Below are 18,607 nucleotides of genomic sequence, written 5' to 3' on the forward strand. Positions count from 1 at the left end.
GATGTTTCCCGCTCGCCGGATATGATGCAGATATCGTGCCAGTTTGAAATCCATCTCGATGAAAAAAGACGTCGATTTTGTCAAAACCGGCGCGTTTACCGGGAATTCCATGTCGATTTGGCGACCGAAGAGGTGGAAAAACATGGGTTCCCGTCCAAAATCGTGCCGGAAACCGAAAAAATCAGCTTTCCCCGCGAATCCAGGAGTGTCCCTAGTGGTGATGAAAAGATAGGCAAATGCATAAAGAGCGTGCTTTTCATTGCTGCTGCAGACGGTTGTTTTTTGGGCGTTTTTTGAATTGAATAGGCTGATGAGCGAACATCTGTCCGACCTTCTCCTCACACCCGCCGAGATGGCTGCCGTCGACGCTGCGGCGGCGAAATCCGGAATCGATAGTTTCGGGCTGATGGAAAAGGCAGGGGCCGCGACTGCGGCCGCCGCGCTGCGGCTTTATCCCGGCGCCCTGCGTTTCGCCGTGTTCTGCGGACCCGGCAACAATGGCGGCGACGCCTATGTGGCGGCACGACATCTGCAGCAGAGCGGGGCGAATGTCGCGTTGTTTCATCTGGGCGATCCGGCGAAGCTGAAGGGTGACGCTGCCCACGCCCGGGCCGGCTGCGCGCTACAAGGGCAGGGGCTTGAGCTCTACGGGCCCGAAAACGGCGATGTCGTCGTCGACGGTCTGTTCGGCGCGGGGCTTGCGCGCCCGGTGCCGACCGCTGTCCGCACGGCGGTCGAGCAAGTTGCCGAGGCCGACATCCCCGTGCTTGCGATCGACCTGCCCTCCGGTCTCGACGGCCGCACCGGCAAGGTGCTGGGCGCGGCCTTCCGGGCGCGCAACACCATCACCTTCATGACACGCAAGCCCGGCCATCTGCTGATGCCGGGCAGGGAGCTTTGCGGTGAACTGGCGGTCTTCGATATCGGCATTCCCGCCCGCATCGTCAGGGCCGAGGCGGGCGGTATCATCGCCGAGAACAAACCGGATGCCTGGAAGGCGGTGCTGCCGCCCGAGCAGTTGGAGACCCACAAATACAAGCGCGGCCATCTGGTCGTCTTCTCGGGCGAGGCCGACAAGACGGGTGCCGCGCGCATGTCGGCGGCCTCCGGCCTGAAGGCCGGCGCCGGCCTGGTGACGATTGCAGCGCCCCATGCGGCGATGGCCGCCAATGCCGCGCATCTCACAGCCGTCATGCTGCATGCGATCGACGATGCCGCCGAACTCGAAGACTGGCTGTCGGACTCCCGGCTCAAGACCTTCGTCCTCGGCCCCGGTTTCGGTATCGGTGCCCGGGCGCGCACCTATGTCGCGGCTCTTGCCGATCGCCGGCTGGTGCTCGACGCCGACGGCATCTCCTCGTTCAAGGACGATCCGCAACAGCTTTTCGATCTTTTCCGAGGCGAGCCGCGCCTGGTGCTGACACCGCACGAGGGCGAATTTTCGCGGCTGTTTCCCGAGATCGGTGGCGACGATGCGCTGGGCAAGGTCGACAAGGCCCTGGCCGCCGCCCGCCGGGCCAATGCCGCGATCGTCTATAAAGGCGCCGATAGCGTCATCGCCTCGCCGGACGGCCGCGCATTGATCAATACCAATGCGCCTGCCTGGCTTGCGACCGCCGGTTCCGGCGATGTGCTCGCCGGCATCATCGGCGGATTGCTCGCCCAGGGACTGCCGGCCTTCGAGGCGGCGGCCGCCGGCGTCTGGCTGCATGGAGAGGCCGCCCGCCGCGCCGGCAAAGGCCTGACGGCGGAAGATCTCGCAGCGGCGGTACTGCCGTTGTAGTTCGATTTATTTCGTCAGCAGTTTCTGCAGGGCGATTGCCCCATGCGGTGCATTCACCTTGCCCTCATGGATCATGAAGGCGAAGACGTCGCGCGGCTCGACCTTGACCTCGCGCCCTTTATCGATCAGCGGCAGATCATCGGGGACCTTGCCTTCCGCCCAAGTCTCGAGCCGCTCCGCCCAGGCCTTCAAGTCCTTGTCGGGATAGCAGGTCGCAATGTCGTCCGATCCTTTCTGCAGCCGGGCATAGACGAAATCGGCCGTGACGTCGGCGATCATCGGATATTCGAAATGTTCGGCGCAAACCGGTGCCACGCCGTATTTGGCAAGCAGGGCGACGAATTCCGGCACCGTGAAGGAATCGTGGCGGACCTCGACGACGTGGCGAAGCGCCAGCCCGTCCTGTTTTGCCGGCAGCAGCTTCAGGAAGGCCTCGAAATCGTCCGGATCGAACTTCTTCGTCGGCGCGAACTGCCAGAGCAGCGGCCCAAGATGATCGCCGAGCTCGCTGATTCCAGATGACAGGAACCGCTCCATCGATTCCCCGGCTTCGGCGAGCACCCGCCGGTTGGTGACGAACCGCGTCGCCTTCAGCGAAAAGATGAAACCTTCGGGAACATCGGCCGCCCATTTGGCAAAGACGGCCGGCTTCTGGGTGCTGTAATAGGTGCCATTGACCTCGATGACCTTCAGCTGGCGGCTGGCATAATGCAGCTCATCCTTCTGCTTGAGGTCATCGGGAAAGAAATGCCCGCGCCACGGCTCGAAGGTCCAGCCGCCGATGCCGGTGCGGATAGTGCCGGATTTCGTCATGTCGTCCTCCCAGTTGGCAGCCATCAGGCCGCATCTATCTCTTTCGTCATGTCGACGAGGGTCCATCCTGGCCGATACGGGTTCGGCCGGCGACCCGTTTCCTGAAATCCGAAGGCGCGATAAAGCGCGATGTTCCGCTCCATCCGGGCATTGGTATAGAGCCGGATCTCAGGCAGCACCCATTCGCGCGCCTTGCCCTCCAACCATTCGAGCATCGCCAGCCCGTGGCCGGTGCCTTGAAAGGCCGGCGAGACCGCGATGCTGAACAGCATGAGGTGATCCGAATGCCGCTCGACAACCGTGAGACCGGCGATTTCGCCGTCGATGTCACGCAGCCACACCTCGCCGCGTTCGATCCGTGGCGTGTAGTCTTCCGTCACCGGGATCGGTGGCGAGCCGAAGAGTTCGGTATAGGGGCGATAAGCGGCTGCCGTCAGCATCGTGACCGTTTGGAGATCATCGGGCGACGCCTGCCTCATTGTCATTCCGCCGCAGCCGCCCTCTTGGCTGGTCGCCGTTCCAGCAATTCCTTGAGGAACTGTCCGGTATAGGACCGCTTCTCCTTGACGATTGCCTCGGGTGTGCCGGTTGCGACGATCTCGCCGCCGCCATCGCCGCCCTCGGGGCCGAAATCGAGCACCCAGTCGGCCGTCTTGATGACTTCGAGATTGTGCTCGATCACCACAACCGAATTGCCCTGATTGACCAGCTCGTGCAGCATTTCAAGCAGCTTGGCGACATCGTGGAAATGCAGGCCGGTCGTCGGTTCGTCGAGAATATAAAGCGTGCGCCCGGTCGAGCGCTTCGACAGCTCCTTGGCGAGCTTGACGCGCTGCGCCTCGCCGCCCGAAAGCGTATTGGCCTGCTGGCCGACCTTGATATAACCGAGGCCGACATCCTTCAGCGATTGCAGCTTGTCACGCACGGCCGGTACCGCCGCGAAGAAATCAACGCCTTCCTCCACCGTCATATCGAGCACGTCGGCGATCGATTTCTGCTTGAAGGTGACGTCGAGTGTCTCGCGATTATAGCGCTTGCCATGGCAGACGTCACAGGTGACGTAGACGTCGGGCAGGAAGTGCATCTCGATCTTGATGACGCCGTCGCCCTGGCAGGCTTCGCAGCGTCCGCCCTTGACGTTGAAGGAGAAGCGGCCCGGCTGATAGCCGCGAGCCTTGGCCTCGGGCAGGCCGGCGAACCAGTCACGGATCGGCGTGAAGGCGCCGGTATAGGTCGCCGGGTTCGAGCGTGGTGTGCGCCCGATCGGCGACTGGTCGATGTCGATCACCTTGTCGATATGCTCGAAACCGTCGATACGGTCGTGGTCGGCGGGGATTTCGCGCGCACCCATGACGCGCCGCGCCGCCGATTTATACAGCGTCTCGATCAGGAAGGTGGACTTGCCGCCGCCGGAAACACCGGTCACCGCCGTAAAGACGCCGAGCGGGATCGAGGCCGTGACATTCTTCAGATTGTTGCCGCGCGCGCCGACGACCTTGATCTCGCGACCCTTCTTCGGCTTGCGGCGCTCGTCCGGAACCGGCACGCCGAGTTCGCCTGAGAGATATTTGCCGGTCAGCGATTGCGGATTGTCCATGATATCCTGCGGCGTGCCATGGGCGATGACCTGGCCGCCATGGATGCCGGCCGCCGGGCCGATGTCGACGACGTCGTCGGCCGTCAGGATCGCATCCTCGTCATGCTCGACGACGATGACCGTATTACCGATATCGCGCAGGTGCTTCAGCGTGTCGAGCAATCGGGCATTGTCGCGCTGATGCAGGCCGATCGACGGCTCGTCGAGCACGTAAAGCACGCCGGTCAGCCCCGAGCCGATCTGCGAGGCGAGGCGGATGCGCTGGCTTTCGCCGCCCGACAGCGTGCCGGAATTGCGCGATAGGCTGAGATACTCCAGGCCGACATCGTTGAGGAAGCGCAGCCGGTCGCGGATCTCTTTAAGGATACGCACGGCGATCTCGTTCTGCTTGGCGTTAAAGCTGGCCGGCAGCGTCTCGAACCAGTCGCGCGCAACGCGGATCGACATCTCGGTCACTTCGCCGATATGCAGCCTGTTGATCTTCACCGCCAGCGCTTCGGGTTTCAGGCGATAGCCGTTGCAGGAAGGGCAGGGAGCTGCCGACATGAAGCGCTCGATGTCCTCGCGCGCCCAGGCGGAATCCGTCTCCTTCCAGCGGCGCTCGAGATTGGTGATGATGCCCTCGAAGTTCTTGTGGGTGGTGTAGGAGCGCGCGCCGTCGGCGTAATGGAATTCGATCTTGTCGTCGGTGCCGTTGAGGATGACATCCTTGGCCTCGTCGGAAAGATCGTTCCAGCGGGTGCCGAGCTTGAAGCCGTAATGTTTGCCGAGCGCTTCCAGCGTCTGGTTGTAATAGGGCGAGGTCGACTTGGCCCAGGGCGCGATCGCCCCGTCGCGCAGCGTCCGCTCGGGTTCGGGCACGATCAGGTCAGGGTCGATCTTCTGCTGGGCGCCGAGACCGTCGCAGGTCGGGCAGGCGCCGAAGGGGTTGTTGAACGAGAAGAGCCGGGGCTCGATCTCGGGAATGGTGAAACCCGAGACCGGGCAGGCGAATTTCTCCGAAAACAGCACGCGCTCATGCGTCTCGTTCAGCGACTTGTTGGCCGAGCCGCCGGCCGAAGTCTCTTCCGGCGGCAGCGGCTTGTCGGCGAATTCGGCAACCGCCAGCCCGTCGGCGAGCTTGAGGCAGGTTTCCAGGCTGTCGGCCAGGCGCGCCGAGACATCCGAGCGCACGACGATGCGGTCGACCACCACGTCGATATCGTGCTTGTATTTCTTGTCGAGAACAGGCGCCTCGGCGATTTCGTAGAACTGGCCGTCCACCTTGACGCGCTGGAAGCCCTTCTTCATCAGCTCCGCCAGTTCCTTCTTGTATTCGCCCTTACGCCCGCGCACGAGCGGCGCGAGAATATAAAGACGGGTGCCTTCGCCGAAAGCGAGGATGCGGTCGACCATCTGGCTGACTGTCTGGCTTTCGATCGGCAGGCCGGTCGCCGGCGAATAGGGAACGCCGACACGAGCAAAGAGCAGGCGCATATAGTCGTAGATCTCGGTGACGGTACCGACCGTCGAGCGCGGGTTACGCGAGGTGGTCTTCTGCTCGATCGAAATGGCAGGCGACAGCCCGTCGATCTGATCGACATCGGGCTTCTGCATCATTTCGAGGAACTGTCGGGCATAGGCCGATAGGCTTTCGACGTAGCGCCGCTGGCCTTCGGCGTAGATCGTGTCGAAGGCGAGCGAGGATTTGCCCGAGCCCGAAAGCCCGGTCATGACGATCAGCTTGTTGCGCGGCAGATCGAGATCGATGCTCTTCAGATTGTGCTCGCGCGCGCCGCGGATGGAGATCGTCTTCAGTTCGCTCATCGTCTCTGCTTTGGTTTTCTGGATAACAGCCCTTATTTAGTGATGCCGGCGGGCGAGTCGAGGCTGAATATCCTGGAAGCTTCAAGGTTTTCGATTCTGTTGACAGGATCATACGGATAAACTAGAACAAATAAAGAACAAATTTCCTGATGAATTCATGCGGCTTTCTGATGGAGAAACATGTGGATGAACGACCGTTTACGCGCATTGGCGGTCTGCGATGGTTTAAGGTGCGCTGATCGATTAACGCCGCCGGGCAGGGCGGCAGGCAGGGTGAGAAGCATGGCTGGTAGCGTGAACAAGGTAATTCTGGTTGGAAATGTGGGTGCAGATCCCGAAATCCGCCGCACTCAGGATGGCCGGCCGATCGCCAATCTTCGTATCGCGACCTCGGAGACCTGGCGTGACCGCAATTCCGGCGAACGCCGCGAAAAGACGGAATGGCACACTGTCGTCGTCTTCAACGAAGGCCTCTGCAAGGTCGTCGAGCAATATGTGAAGAAGGGCGCCAAGCTCTATATCGAAGGCCAATTGCAGACCCGCAAGTGGCAGGACCAGCAGGGCCAGGACCGCTACTCGACGGAAGTGGTGCTGCAGGGCTTCAGCTCGACGCTGACGATGCTCGACGGCCGCGGCGATGGCGGCGGCGCAAGCTCCGGCTTCGGCGGCGGCCGTGGCGGCAGCAGCAACAATGACTACGGCGACGATTATGGCGCCCCGGCTCCCTCTTCATCGCCGAGCCGCGGCGGTGGCGGCGGCAACTTCTCGCGCGATCTCGACGACGACATCCCGTTCTGATCGATCATGGTTCTGACTTTATAAGCAGCTGAGAGCATGGTGTCCTGAACAACACCAGCTCTCTCTGTTTTCCAGCTAAGATGTTTCCGCCGGCGCCGTTGTCAGTGCGGCGTCGCGCTGATCAGATTGAGCGCCGCTTTGGCGCCGTCGACGACGAACTGCACCGCAAGGGCGGCGAGGATGACCCCGAGTAGGCGTGTCAGGATCGCCCGGCCTGTGACCCCGAGGAAGCGGTCGAGCCTTTCGGCAATCAGCAGCATGAGGAAGGTCAGCAGCAGATTGGCGGCGATGACGGCGATCAGCTGGGCTTTTTCGACGGAGGTCGGTAGCGTGCCGGCAAGCAGGATTGTCGCCGAGATCGCACCCGGGCCGGCGATCAGCGGCAAAGCGAGGGGAAAGACAGCGATATTCTCGATATGATCCTTGGTGACGGCAGCCTCGCTCGCCTTCTCCTTGCGCTCTTGGCGCCGCTCGAACACCATCTCGAAGGCGATCCAGAAGAGCAGTAGGCCGCCGGCGATGCGGAAGGCGCCGATCGAAATGCCGAGCACGCCGAGCACGCCAGCCCCGAACAGCGCGAAGACCGCGAGGATGATGAAGGCGATGGTCGAGCCGCGCAACGCCACCTGCGTGCGCTGGGCTCTGCTCATGCCGGTCGTCAGCCCCAGGAAGATGGGGGCGAGCCCCGGCGGATCGATGGTGACGAGAAGCGTCGTGAAGGCGTTGATCAATTGGTCGGCGCTTGCCATCGTCTCTCCGAAAGCCCATATGGGTGCGTGATTTTCTGCGATTGTGAAGCGGGGATTTGGATTTGGCAAATATGCCGCGGCGGCCCGCGGCGGATTTGTCCGGTCCGGTCGCACAAGTCCTGTGCTTTACCCTTTTTCGGCCGCAAAAGCCTGTTCAAAACGCGCTCGGAAATTGGCGTAGGAACAGGCTTTCCGCTATAAATCTTCAAGTGATTCTAGAAGAGATCGTGATCTGTTTTGACTGAGCAAACACCCCCCGGCGGCGGGAAGCTCCCGCCAGGCATCGAGCCCATCTCCATCATGGAGGAAATGCAGCGGTCGTATCTCGATTACGCTATGAGCGTCATCGTCAGCCGCGCGCTGCCCGACGTGCGCGACGGCCTGAAGCCCGTGCACCGGCGCATCCTCTACGGCATGTCCGAGCTCGGCATCGACTGGAACAAAAAATACGTCAAATGCGCCCGCGTCACCGGCGACGTGATGGGTAAATATCATCCGCACGGCAATGCCGCGATCTATGATGCGCTCGCCCGCATGGCGCAGCCCTGGTCGCTGCGGCTGCCGCTGATCGACGGTCAGGGCAATTTCGGCTCCGTCGATGGCGATCCGCCGGCGGCCGAACGTTACACCGAATGCCGGCTCGAAAAGGCCGCCCATTCGCTGCTCGACGATCTCGACAAGGAAACTGTCGACTTCCGCGACAACTACGACGGCACGCTGTCCGAGCCGGTGGTGGTTCCCGCCAAATTCCCGAACCTGCTCGTCAACGGCGCAGGCGGCATCGCCGTCGGCATGGCGACCAATATCCCGCCGCATAACCTGTCGGAAGTGATCGACGGCTGCATCGCGCTGATCAACGATCCGGCGATCGAGCTGCCGGAACTGATGCAGATCATTCCCGGCCCGGATTTTCCGACGGGCGCCAAGATTCTCGGCCGCGCCGGCATCCGCTCGGCTTACGAGACCGGCCGCGGCTCGGTCATCATGCGCGGCGTCGCAGCAATCGAGCCGATGCGCGGCGACCGCGAGCAGATCATCATCACCGAAATCCCGTATCAGGTGAACAAGGCGACGATGATCGAAAAGATGGCCGAACTGGTGCGCGAAAAGCGCATCGAGGGCATCTCCGACCTGCGCGACGAATCCGACCGCCAGGGCTATCGCGTCGTCATCGAGCTGAAGCGCGACGCCAATGCCGAGGTCATCCTTAACCAGCTCTATCGTTATACGCCGCTGCAGACCTCCTTCGGCTGCAACATGGTGGCGTTGAACGGCGGCAAGCCGGAACAGCTGACGCTGCTCGACATGCTGCGCGCCTTCGTCTCTTTCCGCGAGGAAGTCGTTAGCCGGAGAACGAAATTCCTCCTGCGCAAGGCGCGTGAGCGTGCGCATGTGTTGGTCGGCCTCGCGATTGCGGTCGCGAATATCGACGAAGTCATCCGCGTCATCCGCCAGGCGCCGGATCCGCAGTCGGCCCGCGAAGAGCTGATGACCCGCCGCTGGCCGGCGGAAGATGTCGAAAGCCTGATCCGTCTGATCGACGATCCGCGCCACCGCATCAACGAGGACATGACGTATAACCTGTCGGAGGAGCAGGCTCGCGCCATCCTCGAGCTGCGTCTTGCTCGCCTCACGGCCCTTGGCCGTGACGAAATCGGCGATGAACTCAATAAGATAGGCGAGGAAATCCGGGATTATCTCGATATTCTTTCCTCGCGCGTCCGCATCCAGACCATCGTCAAGGATGAACTCACCGCCGTGCGCGACGAGTTCGGCACACCGCGCCGCACCGAGATCGTCGATGGCGGCCTCGAAATGGACGATGAGGATCTGATCGCCCGCGAAGACATGGTCGTCACCGTCTCGCATCTCGGTTATATCAAGCGCGTGCCGCTCACCACCTACCGTGCCCAGCGCCGCGGCGGCAAGGGCCGCTCCGGCATGACCACCCGCGACGAGGATTTCGTTAGCCGGCTATTTGTGGTCAACACGCATACGCCAGTTCTGTTCTTCTCCTCGCGCGGCATCGTCTACAAGGAAAAGGTCTGGCGCCTGCCGATCGGCACCCCGACCTCGCGCGGCAAGGCGCTGATCAACATGCTGCCGCTCGCCCCCGGCGAACGCATCACCACCATCCTGCCCTTGCCCGAGGACGAGGAAAGCTGGGACAATCTCGACGTCATGTTCTCGACGACGCGCGGCACGGTTCGCCGCAACAAGCTGTCGGACTTCGTTCAGGTGAACCGCAACGGCAAGATCGCCATGAAGCTCGAGGAGGAGGGCGACGAAATCCTCTCCGTCGAGACCTGTACGGAACATGACGACGTTCTGCTGACGACCGCGCTCGGCCAGTGCATCCGTTTCTCCGTCGACGACGTTCGCGTCTTCGCCGGCCGTAACTCGATCGGCGTTCGCGGCATCAATCTCGGCGAGGGCGATCGCATCATCTCGATGACGATCGTCGGCCATGTCGATGCCGAGCCATGGGAGCGCGCCGCTTATCTGAAGCGCTCCGCCGCCGAACGTCGCGCGACGGGCGTGGACGAAGAGGACATCGCTCTGGTTGGCGAGGAAGTCACTGAGGAGGGACAACTCTCCGACGAACGTTACGAAGAGCTGAAGGCGCGCGAGCAGTTCGTGCTCACCGTCTCCGAAAAGGGCTTCGGCAAGCGTTCGTCTTCCTACGACTTCCGTATCTCCGGCCGCGGCGGCAAGGGCATCCGCGCCACCGACACGTCGAAAACTGGCGAGATCGGCGAACTGGTTGCGGCCTTCCCGGTCGACGACGGCGATCAGATCATGCTGGTTTCGGATGGCGGCCAGCTGATCCGTGTGCCGGTCGGCGGCATCCGCATCGCCAGCCGCGCCACCAAGGGCGTCACCATCTTTTCGACGGCCAAGGACGAGAAGGTCGTTTCGGTCGAGCGCATCAGCGAGCCGGAAGAGGAGGAGACGGAGGAAGCCGTCGAGACCGCCGAAGGTGCTCCTGCTGCTGAGGAAGGTTCAGCTGGCGAAACGCCGGTTGTCGATGGCGATCCGGCCGGGCCTGCCAAGGAATGATCAAGTGAAAAGGGCGGCTTCGGGCCGCCCTTTTCTTTTCGGGCTTAAAGCATATCGCCCGGAAGTGTGCAGCGGTTTCGGCACAGTGACATGCATGAAAACAAAGGGCTGAAGCGCGGCATGACGACGCGTTTTAGCCCAAGAAAAAAGCCGGACGCTGGGTGCATCCGGCTTTGAAAGACCCGAGGCGGCGGAAGGGTGCCGCTCTTTGGGTGGGGAAGGGTGGAATGTCAGAACACGCTATGCTTTTCGTTCAGCGATTTCACCTCTTCGCCTTCGCGCCGAAGCGCTGAAATCGTCGAGGCCACAGACACGATGAACATGACGCTGATGAGGGCGGTGAGCACTGTCAAGATCGTGAACATAGGCATTCCTTTCCTGGGGAGTTGCGTTCTCGCCCCTCAGTACTGGCCCAGTACGGCCGTGCGGGCCGAAGCATAGGGACCATAAACCTTGGACGTATCAACCTTCTGATCATAGAGAGCGACAGTTGCGGTCAGCATGCCCGTGACCATTACCATCCAGAGCACGTTAATCATCGTAATCTTGCCGGGCATCTTTAGTCCTTCCTGCCGCGATAATCGCATCTATGTGTCGGTTGAATGAACGCATCCGTTTTAAAATGGTTCCGCCGGATGTTGAGGCGGTGTTTAGCAATGCCGATCTGAAGCCTCCTTGAATGTCTCGTTCATCTGGCGTTCAGATTCGAGGCCCGGTTTTTTCGCGTAGCCGGCCTTGGGCGCGCACGATGGCTGCATGTTCGGCAAGCTCCGGCCGCACCCAGCTCACCTCGTAGCGATCGGCGAAAAAGCCATAGGCCATTTCGGCGGCGAGAGAGAAAAGGACGGCAAGCGCAACGAGCAGGATCAGCATGGACATGGTCTTTCGGGGAATGCCGGATGCCGGAATGGCAGCGGCTGCCTTGATGATCCGAGTTAAGCAGGTCCTGTCTGAAACAGCCTTGAATGGCATGTTCATTCGCCGTTCAGCGGCGGGAAACGGCGGGGCAAATCACTTGCGGCAAGGCAGCATCCGTGACAAAAGGCGTCAAACCAACGGCCGAGCCAGATGACGACAGCTTTTTATCCTGGGTCCTTCGACCCGATCACCAACGGACATGTGGATGTTCTGGTCCAGGCCCTGAACGTCGCCGAAAAGGTGATCGTCGCGATCGGCATCCATCCTGGCAAGGCGCCACTGTTTTCGTTCGACGAGAGGGCCGAGCTGATCCGCCTTTCCCTGGCGCAAGCGCTGCCCGGCAAGACCGGTGACATCACCGTCGTCGCCTTCGACAATCTGGTCGTCGATGCCGCCCGTGCCCATGGCGCAACGCTTCTGATCCGCGGCCTTCGCGACGGCACCGACCTCGATTACGAAATGCAGATGGCCGGTATGAACAGGGCGATGGCGCCCGACATCCAGACCATCTTTTTGCCGGCGGGCACGGCTTCGCGGCCCATAACCGCCACATTGGTCCGCCAGATCGCCGCCATGGGCGGCGATGTCAGCGCTTTCGTGCCGTCCGCCGTCTTGCAAGCCCTCACATCCAAGCGCCCAAACTAGCAAGTAAGAAGCCTAACAAGCGCAAAGAGCCGGCGGAACCCGCCGCAACGGAGCCCATATGAAACTCTTTTATCTCGCATTCGCCGGCGTGCTGTATCTCGCCTCCTTCGCGGGGGATGCCTTCGCCCAGGCGGCCGATCACTATCTCACCATCCAGCTGAAGAACGGCCCTGTCGTCATCCAGTTGATGCCTGAGGTGGCGCCGAAGCACGTCGCCCAGATCGAGGCGCTGGCCAAGAAGGGCGAATACGACAACGTCGCCTTCCACCGCGTCATCGAGGGCTTCATGGCCCAGACCGGCGACGTCAAATACGGCAACATGGAAAAGGGCTTCGATGCCAGCCTTGCCGGCACCGGTTCCTCTGACATGCCCGACATTCCGGCCGAGTTCTCCAAGACCCCGTTCGTGCGCGGCACGGTCGGCATGGCCCGCTCGCAGGATCCGAATTCCGCCAATTCGCAGTTCTTCATCATGTTCGCCGACGGTTCTTTCCTGAACGGGCAGTATACCGTCGTCGGCAAGGTCGTTTCCGGCATGGAAAATGTCGACAAGATCAAGCGCGGCGAAGGCCAGAACGGCGAAGTCAAAAATCCCGACCGGATGATCAAGGTCACCCTGGGCAAGAAGTAAGTCACGAGAGAAACAAAAGAGGAGTAGACAATGGCCGAGATCAAGGATCCCGAAAACACCATCATTCTGGAAACCACCAAGGGCAAGGTTGTCATTCAGCTGCTGCCGCAGGTCGCCCCGGAGCACGTCGCCCGCGTCAAGGAACTCGCCCGCGAGAAGGCCTATGACGGCGTCGTCTTCCACCGCGTCATTCAGGATTTCATGGCTCAGACGGGCGATGTCGAATATGGCAAGAAGGGTTCGGAAACCTTCAATCCCGGCCGGGCCGGCATGGGCGGCTCCTCCAAGCCAGACCTGAAGGCCGAATTCTCCGCCACGCCGCATGTGCGCGGCACCTGCTCGATGGCCCGCTCGCAGAACCCGAACTCGGCCAACTCGCAGTTCTTCATCTGCTTCACCGACGCGCCCTGGCTGAACAAGCAGTATTCCGTCTGGGGTCAGGTGATCGAAGGCATGGACAATGTCGACAAGATCAAGCGCGGCGAACCGGTTTCCGATCCGGATTCGATCGTCTCGATGCGGGTTGCCGCCGACGTCTGATTGTGATTTCTGCTGGAACCCGCCCTTGCGCGAAAGCGCGGGGCGGGTTTCGCTTTGCCTGGAAGTACCTCGATGCGCGTAGACCTTTTCGATTTCGACCTGCCGGATGAACGCATTGCGCTGCGGCCTGCCGAACCGCGCGACAGCGCGCGCCTGCTCGTCGTCAATCCGCATGCTGAAAGCGTGCCCCATGCGGAAAGTGCGCTCTCGGATCATCACGTTTACGATCTGCCGTCGTTTCTGCGCGCCGGTGACGCACTCGTGTTCAACGATACCAAGGTCATTCCCGCCCAGCTCGAAGGCATCCGCCATCGCGACGGCGCCGGCGGCCAGCAGGTATCGGCAACGCTGCATATGCGCATCGGCCCCAGCCGCTGGAAGGCCTTTGCCAAGCCCGGCAAACGCATCAAGGAGGGCGACCGCATCGCCTTCGGCCATTCCGGTGAAAGCTGCTTCCTCGGCGCGCTTGATGCCACCGTCGAGGAAAAGGGCGAGGCGGGCGAAGTGACGCTCGCCTTCGATCTCACAGGCCCGGCGCTCGACGAGGCGATCGCCGCCGTCGGCCATATTCCGCTGCCGCCCTATATCGCCGCCAAACGGCCGGAGGATGAGCGCGACCGCGCCGACTACCAAACGATCTATGCCCGCGAGGAGGGCGCCGTCGCCGCCCCCACCGCCGGCCTGCATTTCACGCCGGATCTGTTTGCGGCGCTGGATAAGGCCGGCATCGAGCGCCATTTCGTCACGCTGCATGTCGGCGCCGGCACCTTCCTACCGGTTAAGGCTGATGATACCGACGATCACAAGATGCATCTCGAAAGCGGTTATGTCAGCGCCGAGATCGCCGCCCGGCTGAATGCCGTCAAGGCAAGGGGCGGGCGTATCGTCTGCGTCGGCACGACCTCGCTGCGGCTGATCGAAAGTGCGGCCGGGGAAGACGGAAAGATCAAGCCCTGGGCCGGCGCCACCGGTATTTTCATCACACCCGGCTACCGTTTCAAGGCGGTCGACATGCTGATGACCAATTTCCACCTGCCGCGCTCGACCCTGTTCATGCTGGTCTCGGCCTTCTCAGGCTTCGAAACCATGCGCGCGGCCTATGAACACGCCATTTCCACAGGCTACCGCTTCTACTCCTACGGCGACGCGAGCCTTCTTTTCCGGAAAGACAAATGACCGAGAACTTCCAATTCACCCTTGACAAGACCGATGCCGGCGCCCGCCTCGGCGAAATCTCCATGCCGCGCGGCGCAATCCGCACGCCGGCCTTCATGCCCGTCGGCACGGTCGGCACCGTCAAGGCCATGTATCTCGACCAGGTGCGCGAGACCGGCGCCGACATCATCCTCGGCAATACCTATCACCTGATGCTGCGCCCGACCGCCGAGCGCGTCGCCCGGCTTGGCGGCCTGCACAAGCTGATCCGCTGGGAACATCCGATCCTGACGGATTCCGGCGGCTTCCAGGTCATGTCGCTGTCCGGCCTGCGCAAGCTCGACGAACAGGGTGTCACCTTCAAATCGCATGTCGACGGCAGCCTGCACCACATGTCGCCGGAACGCTCCATCGAAATCCAAGGGCTGCTCGGCTCCGACATCCAAATGCAGCTCGACGAATGCGTGGCGCTGCCGGCCGAGCCGAAGGAGATCGAGCGCGCCATGGAAATGTCGCTGCGCTGGGCGGAGCGTTGCCGGGTCGCGTTCGGCGAGCAGCCGGGCAAGGCGATGTTCGGCATCGTCCAGGGCGGCGACATTCCGGCGCTGCGCATCCGCTCGGCCGAGGCGCTGAGCCAGCTCGACCTCAAGGGTTACGCCGTCGGCGGCCTTGCCGTCGGCGAGCCGCAGGATGTCATGCTGCGGATGCTGGAAACGACGCTGCCCGTGCTTCCTGTGGAAAAGCCGCGTTACCTCATGGGTGTCGGGACGCCAGACGACATCCTTAAATCGGTCGCCCGCGGCATCGATATGTTCGACTGCGTCATGCCGACCCGCTCCGGCCGGCACGGTCTGGCTTTCACCCGCCGCGGCAAGGTCAATATCCGCAATGCCCGCCATGCCGAGGATATGCGTCCCCTCGACGAACAGTCGAACTGCCCGGCCTCACGCGATTATTCCCGCGCCTATCTGCACCATCTCGTCCGCGCCAACGAGGCGCTCGGCGGCATGCTGCTCTCCTGGCACAATCTCGCCTATTACCAGGAACTGATGCAGGGCATCCGCAAGGCGATCGCCGAAGGCCGCTTCGCCGATTTCATGGCGGAGACGATGGAGGAATGGGCGAGGGGCGATCTCGACCCGGTGTGAGTAATGCTAGCTCGCTCCCGCGGGAAGCTCAGATGCTGGTCTTGGCGCAACCATAATCTTGAGCTTTCTGCGCACTGGCGCGTCGAAGTGAATGGCGACGATGCCGGCCATGATGAAAATCGCTATCACGACGACCATACCTGATGCCGGCGAGGCCGGGAGGTCAAAGCCCTTTTGCCGCAGCAGATGCAGCAATTCGAAGATGGGCGCGTGCAGGATATAAATCGGATAGGAAACGATCCCCAGCCAACGGAATGCCAGCTCGACAAGGCCGGTCTGCCTCGTGTGCATTGCGATCCAGACGATGGCCGGGAAAATCACCAAGCACATGAAAAGATCAAAATAAGGAAAACCGTAAAATGTGCTCGCGGGTATATTCGTGATCACAATCAGGCAACCACAGAGGAAAATGCCGATGGTGTTGCCTCTATGGACCGCTTTCGGCGTTCGAACCTCGTACGACCTGTGAAGGCAGATCCCGAGCGAAAACGAGAACAAAATTCTCGAGAAGCCAAATCCGAAGTAGCCCGCCTGATGGCCAATGTCGAAATTGCCTCCAAGGCCTCCGTACAAGGTGATACCTGCTGTCCCGAGGGCGATGGCGAGCAAGATTCTGGAGGATAGTCGTACCAGAAGAACGGAAAACAGCACTCCAGCCCAGAGCTCAAAGAAGAGCGACCAACTCGGCCCGTTCAACGGAAAGGCGCCGCCCGTGCCCGCGTTTGGAATGAACAGAATTGCCCTCAGCAGAAGGCCGGCGAGGGTAAGGTAATCGAAGCCGAATTGAATTGCATAGCTGACAAGACCGACAGGCAGAGAAAGCAGATAGACAGGATAAAGCCGAATGATGCGCTGCAGCAGAAATCCGGCAGGCGTAATCTGTCCCGTTGCCAGTTGCCTTTCGTATGAACTTGCAAGCACCACGCCGCTCAAAAGAAAGAAAAGGTCAACGGCAAGGTAGCTGATATTGACAGGTATCGGACCAAGCGTGCCGCCAGTGTGTAGGAACATGACCATGATGGCCGCGATTCCCCGCAACGCTTCAAGAGCCGTGAAAAATCGCTTGCCAGTATTCAACCTGCCAATCCCCCGCTGGCGGATTTTTACTCCAGCACAATTTCAAAATAGTTAGTGCAACGAATCCAGATGCTGGGCAGTGTTTCATCCAGCCAAGAACAGCGCGCCTAGATGCCCTTGCTGTCGGCATCCGGCATGATCTGCACGCCGTTGATCCGGTAGCTGCCGTCCGGCTGCCGGGTCATCTGGTAAATCGCCGTCCAGTCCCTGCCGTCTCGACCTGATATCAGCACCTCGTGGTAGATCAGCGCGCCGTTGTCGATCGATCGGCTGCGGCCGAAGGCGTAATTGCCGGGGTGATAGACCGGCTCGTAGCTCTTCTTGACCATGGCGAAGAACAGGTTCTTGTCGGGGTACATCGCCTTGATGCCGGGAGCGGCGTAGTAATAGGCTGTCTCGGCATCGTCCTTGAGGAAGGCTTTGATCTGTTCCTCGATGATCGTCCGCGTCGTGTCGATCGGATCTTCGGCGCGGGCCGAGACGGTGGAGAGGAGGGACGCGGCACACAGAAAGACAACTGCGAAGAAGGCGCGCATGGGTTTGTCTCCAGCTCTATCGGGGAATGATCCCCGATAGAGAGGAAGTGTAGGCCATTTCCAGCGCAAGGAAAGCGGACTTTATGACCAGCGCCGGAAGAGGGCGCTGGCATTCACCCCGCCGAAGCCGAAACCGTTGGTGATGGCATAGTCCATCGCCACGGGGCGCGCCGTCTTGCCGACGATATCGATGCCTTCGGCATCAGGATCGACCTTTTCCAGGTTGCGGGTCGGTGGCGCGATCTGGTCGCGCAGCGCCAGGATGGCGAAGATCGCCTCCAGCCCGCCGGCGGCCCCGAGCAGATGGCCGGTCGCCGATTTCGTCGCGCTGACCGCAATGGCGCCATCGCGGCCGAAGACGGCGCCGATCGCCGCGATCTCGCCTTTGTCACCGACCGGTGTCGAGGTGGCGTGCGCGTTCAGGTGTTTGACCTCGGATGCCGGGATCTTGGCCTGCCGGAGCGCTGCCTCGATCGCCCGGCGCGCGCCGTCGCCATCTTCGGGGCCGGAGGTCATGTGGTAGGCGTCCGCTGCCGTGCCGTAGCCGACGAGTTCGGCAAGCGGCGTCGCGCCGCGGGCAAGCGCATGCTCCAGCGTCTCGATCACCAGGATGCCGGCGCCTTCGCCCATGACGAAACCGTCGCGCGCCGTGTCGAAGGGGCGCGAGGCCAGTTCCGGCGTCTCGTTGAAGCCGGTGGAAAGGGCGCGCGCAGCGGCAAAGCCACCAAGGCTCACCTTGTCGATACAGGCCTCGGCGCCGCCGCAGATCACCACATCAGCCTCGCCGGAGCGGATCAGCCGTGCAGCATCGCCGATCGCCTGGACGCTGGCAGCGCAGGCCGTCACCGGCGCGCCGAGTGGCCCCTTGAAGCCGTAGCGGATGCTGACCTGACCGGCGGCGAGATTGACGAGGAAGGAAGGCACGGTGAAGGGCGAGAGCCGCCGCACGCCGCGCGTCTCGCCGATCCGCACCGCTTCGGCGATCGCCGGAAAGCCGCCGACGCCGGAGGCGATGATCGTTGCAGTGCGTTCGCGCTCACCTTCGTCGGTTGGCATCCAGCCGGCCTGCTTCACCGCTTCTTCCGTCGCTGCCATGGCGAAATGGATGAAGCGGTCCATCTTCTTCTGGTCCTTGGGTGTGATGTAGCGGTCGGGGTCAAAGCCGGCCTCGGCATCCTCGGCAATGCCGGGAACGATGCCGCCGACCTTGGCCGAGAGTTCGCCGACGACATCCTCGGGCAGTACCCTCAGACCCGAGGCGCCGCCGACAAGGCGTTTCCAGGCGGGTTCGACGCCGGTCCCGAGCGGCGAGACAAGTCCCATGCCGGTGACAACAATGCGGTCCATGATA

The 18,607-nt window shown here is 61.8% G+C and carries 19 protein-coding genes; 9 read left to right on the forward strand and 10 right to left on the reverse strand.

The window, feature by feature from the left end; all coding sequences use genetic code 11:
* The first annotated feature begins 21 nt into the window (after nucleotides 1–21).
* Together AMC88_RS33590 and AMC88_RS10690 are read left to right on the forward strand one after the other, a co-directional pair.
* Nucleotides 22–297 (forward strand): hypothetical protein, encoded by a 276-nt coding sequence (locus tag AMC88_RS33590; protein ID WP_167355282.1) that lies wholly within the window; start codon nucleotides 22–24, stop codon nucleotides 295–297.
* Nucleotides 298–310: 13 nt separating this feature from the next.
* Nucleotides 311–1,783: a bifunctional ADP-dependent NAD(P)H-hydrate dehydratase/NAD(P)H-hydrate epimerase gene (locus AMC88_RS10690; protein ID WP_012483788.1), complete on the forward strand. Its 1,473-nt coding sequence runs from the start codon at nucleotides 311–313 to the stop codon at nucleotides 1,781–1,783.
* A 6-nt stretch (nucleotides 1,784–1,789) separates the two neighbouring features.
* Here the strand turns inward: AMC88_RS10690 and AMC88_RS10695 are convergent, their stop codons facing one another.
* The 3 genes from AMC88_RS10695 to uvrA are packed head-to-tail and all read right to left on the reverse strand — an operon-like array spanning nucleotide 1,790 to nucleotide 5,999.
* Nucleotides 1,790–2,596 carry a DUF72 domain-containing protein gene (locus tag AMC88_RS10695; protein ID WP_012483789.1) on the reverse strand — a complete coding sequence of 269 codons (807 nt, stop codon included), beginning with the start codon at nucleotides 2,594–2,596 and terminating at the stop codon, nucleotides 1,790–1,792.
* A 23-nt stretch (nucleotides 2,597–2,619) separates the two neighbouring features.
* Entirely contained in the window at nucleotides 2,620–3,081 is a 462-nt protein-coding gene (locus tag AMC88_RS10700) for a GNAT family N-acetyltransferase (protein WP_064825255.1), read from the reverse strand.
* On the reverse strand, nucleotides 3,078–5,999 hold the full coding sequence (gene uvrA, locus AMC88_RS10705; protein WP_012483791.1) for an excinuclease ABC subunit UvrA: 2,922 nt from the start codon (nucleotides 5,997–5,999) through the stop codon (nucleotides 3,078–3,080). The genes AMC88_RS10700 and uvrA overlap by 4 nt, the downstream gene beginning before the upstream one ends.
* A 282-nt stretch (nucleotides 6,000–6,281) precedes the next feature.
* Here uvrA and AMC88_RS10710 point away from each other — a divergent pair, with 282 nt between their 5' ends.
* On the forward strand, nucleotides 6,282–6,797 hold the full coding sequence (locus tag AMC88_RS10710; RefSeq protein ID WP_004671899.1) for a single-stranded DNA-binding protein: 516 nt from the start codon (nucleotides 6,282–6,284) through the stop codon (nucleotides 6,795–6,797).
* Between the two features lie 101 nt (nucleotides 6,798–6,898).
* On the opposite strand, the gene AMC88_RS10715 is transcribed toward AMC88_RS10710, so the two are convergent.
* A complete protein-coding gene (locus AMC88_RS10715) occupies nucleotides 6,899–7,546 on the reverse strand; it encodes a MarC family protein (RefSeq protein ID WP_004671901.1) in 648 nt (215 codons plus the stop codon).
* 237 nt (nucleotides 7,547–7,783) lie between these two features.
* Between AMC88_RS10715 and gyrA the strand changes: the two genes are divergently transcribed.
* Nucleotides 7,784–10,606, forward strand: coding sequence for a DNA gyrase subunit A (gyrA, locus tag AMC88_RS10720; RefSeq protein WP_029531195.1), 2,823 nt, complete (start codon nucleotides 7,784–7,786; stop codon nucleotides 10,604–10,606).
* Nucleotides 10,607–10,836: 230 nt separating this feature from the next.
* Here the strand turns inward: gyrA and AMC88_RS34490 are convergent, their stop codons facing one another.
* The 3 genes from AMC88_RS34490 to AMC88_RS10725 form a co-directional block, all read right to left on the reverse strand.
* On the reverse strand, nucleotides 10,837–10,971 hold the full coding sequence (locus tag AMC88_RS34490) for a hypothetical protein (protein WP_004671905.1): 135 nt from the start codon (nucleotides 10,969–10,971) through the stop codon (nucleotides 10,837–10,839).
* Nucleotides 10,972–11,007: 36 nt separating this feature from the next.
* Nucleotides 11,008–11,163: a hypothetical protein gene (locus AMC88_RS33595; protein ID WP_003539654.1), complete on the reverse strand. Its 156-nt coding sequence runs from the start codon at nucleotides 11,161–11,163 to the stop codon at nucleotides 11,008–11,010.
* Nucleotides 11,164–11,305: 142 nt separating this feature from the next.
* Nucleotides 11,306–11,584 (reverse strand): hypothetical protein, encoded by a 279-nt coding sequence (locus AMC88_RS10725; protein ID WP_064825256.1) that lies wholly within the window; start codon nucleotides 11,582–11,584, stop codon nucleotides 11,306–11,308.
* Between the two features lie 90 nt (nucleotides 11,585–11,674).
* Here AMC88_RS10725 and coaD point away from each other — a divergent pair, with 90 nt between their 5' ends.
* The 5 genes from coaD to tgt all read left to right on the forward strand — a co-directional run bounded on the left by coaD (nucleotide 11,675) and on the right by tgt (nucleotide 15,643).
* Nucleotides 11,675–12,169 (forward strand): pantetheine-phosphate adenylyltransferase, encoded by a 495-nt coding sequence (gene coaD, locus AMC88_RS10730; protein ID WP_064825257.1) that lies wholly within the window; start codon nucleotides 11,675–11,677, stop codon nucleotides 12,167–12,169.
* A 58-nt stretch (nucleotides 12,170–12,227) separates the two neighbouring features.
* Complete coding sequence (locus AMC88_RS10735; protein ID WP_012483798.1) at nucleotides 12,228–12,800, forward strand: peptidylprolyl isomerase; 573 nt, start codon at nucleotides 12,228–12,230, stop codon at nucleotides 12,798–12,800.
* Between the two features lie 30 nt (nucleotides 12,801–12,830).
* A complete protein-coding gene (locus AMC88_RS10740) occupies nucleotides 12,831–13,340 on the forward strand; it encodes a peptidylprolyl isomerase (protein ID WP_004671916.1) in 510 nt (169 codons plus the stop codon).
* A gap of 72 nt (nucleotides 13,341–13,412) precedes the next feature.
* Nucleotides 13,413–14,516, forward strand: a complete 1,104-nt coding sequence (gene queA, locus AMC88_RS10745) for a tRNA preQ1(34) S-adenosylmethionine ribosyltransferase-isomerase QueA (RefSeq protein WP_064825258.1) — start codon at nucleotides 13,413–13,415, stop codon at nucleotides 14,514–14,516.
* Complete coding sequence (tgt, locus tag AMC88_RS10750; RefSeq protein ID WP_012483800.1) at nucleotides 14,513–15,643, forward strand: tRNA guanosine(34) transglycosylase Tgt; 1,131 nt, start codon at nucleotides 14,513–14,515, stop codon at nucleotides 15,641–15,643. Before queA ends, tgt begins: the two co-directional genes overlap by 4 nt.
* A gap of 6 nt (nucleotides 15,644–15,649) precedes the next feature.
* On the opposite strand, the gene AMC88_RS10755 is transcribed toward tgt, so the two are convergent.
* From AMC88_RS10755 to fabF, 3 genes are all read right to left on the reverse strand, one after another.
* On the reverse strand, nucleotides 15,650–16,720 hold the full coding sequence (locus AMC88_RS10755) for an acyltransferase family protein (protein WP_041683628.1): 1,071 nt from the start codon (nucleotides 16,718–16,720) through the stop codon (nucleotides 15,650–15,652).
* Nucleotides 16,721–16,827: 107 nt separating this feature from the next.
* The gene (locus tag AMC88_RS10760) at nucleotides 16,828–17,256 is read right to left on the reverse strand and encodes a DUF4864 domain-containing protein (protein ID WP_010017904.1); all 429 of its coding nucleotides are present in this window, start codon (nucleotides 17,254–17,256) and stop codon (nucleotides 16,828–16,830) included.
* 81 nt (nucleotides 17,257–17,337) lie between these two features.
* The gene (fabF, locus tag AMC88_RS10765) at nucleotides 17,338–18,603 is read right to left on the reverse strand and encodes a beta-ketoacyl-ACP synthase II (protein ID WP_012483802.1); all 1,266 of its coding nucleotides are present in this window, start codon (nucleotides 18,601–18,603) and stop codon (nucleotides 17,338–17,340) included.
* Nucleotides 18,604–18,607: the final 4 nt, after the last annotated feature.

This window comes from Rhizobium phaseoli (assembly GCF_001664385.1).
Taxonomy (GTDB): Bacteria; Pseudomonadota; Alphaproteobacteria; order Rhizobiales; family Rhizobiaceae; genus Rhizobium; species Rhizobium phaseoli.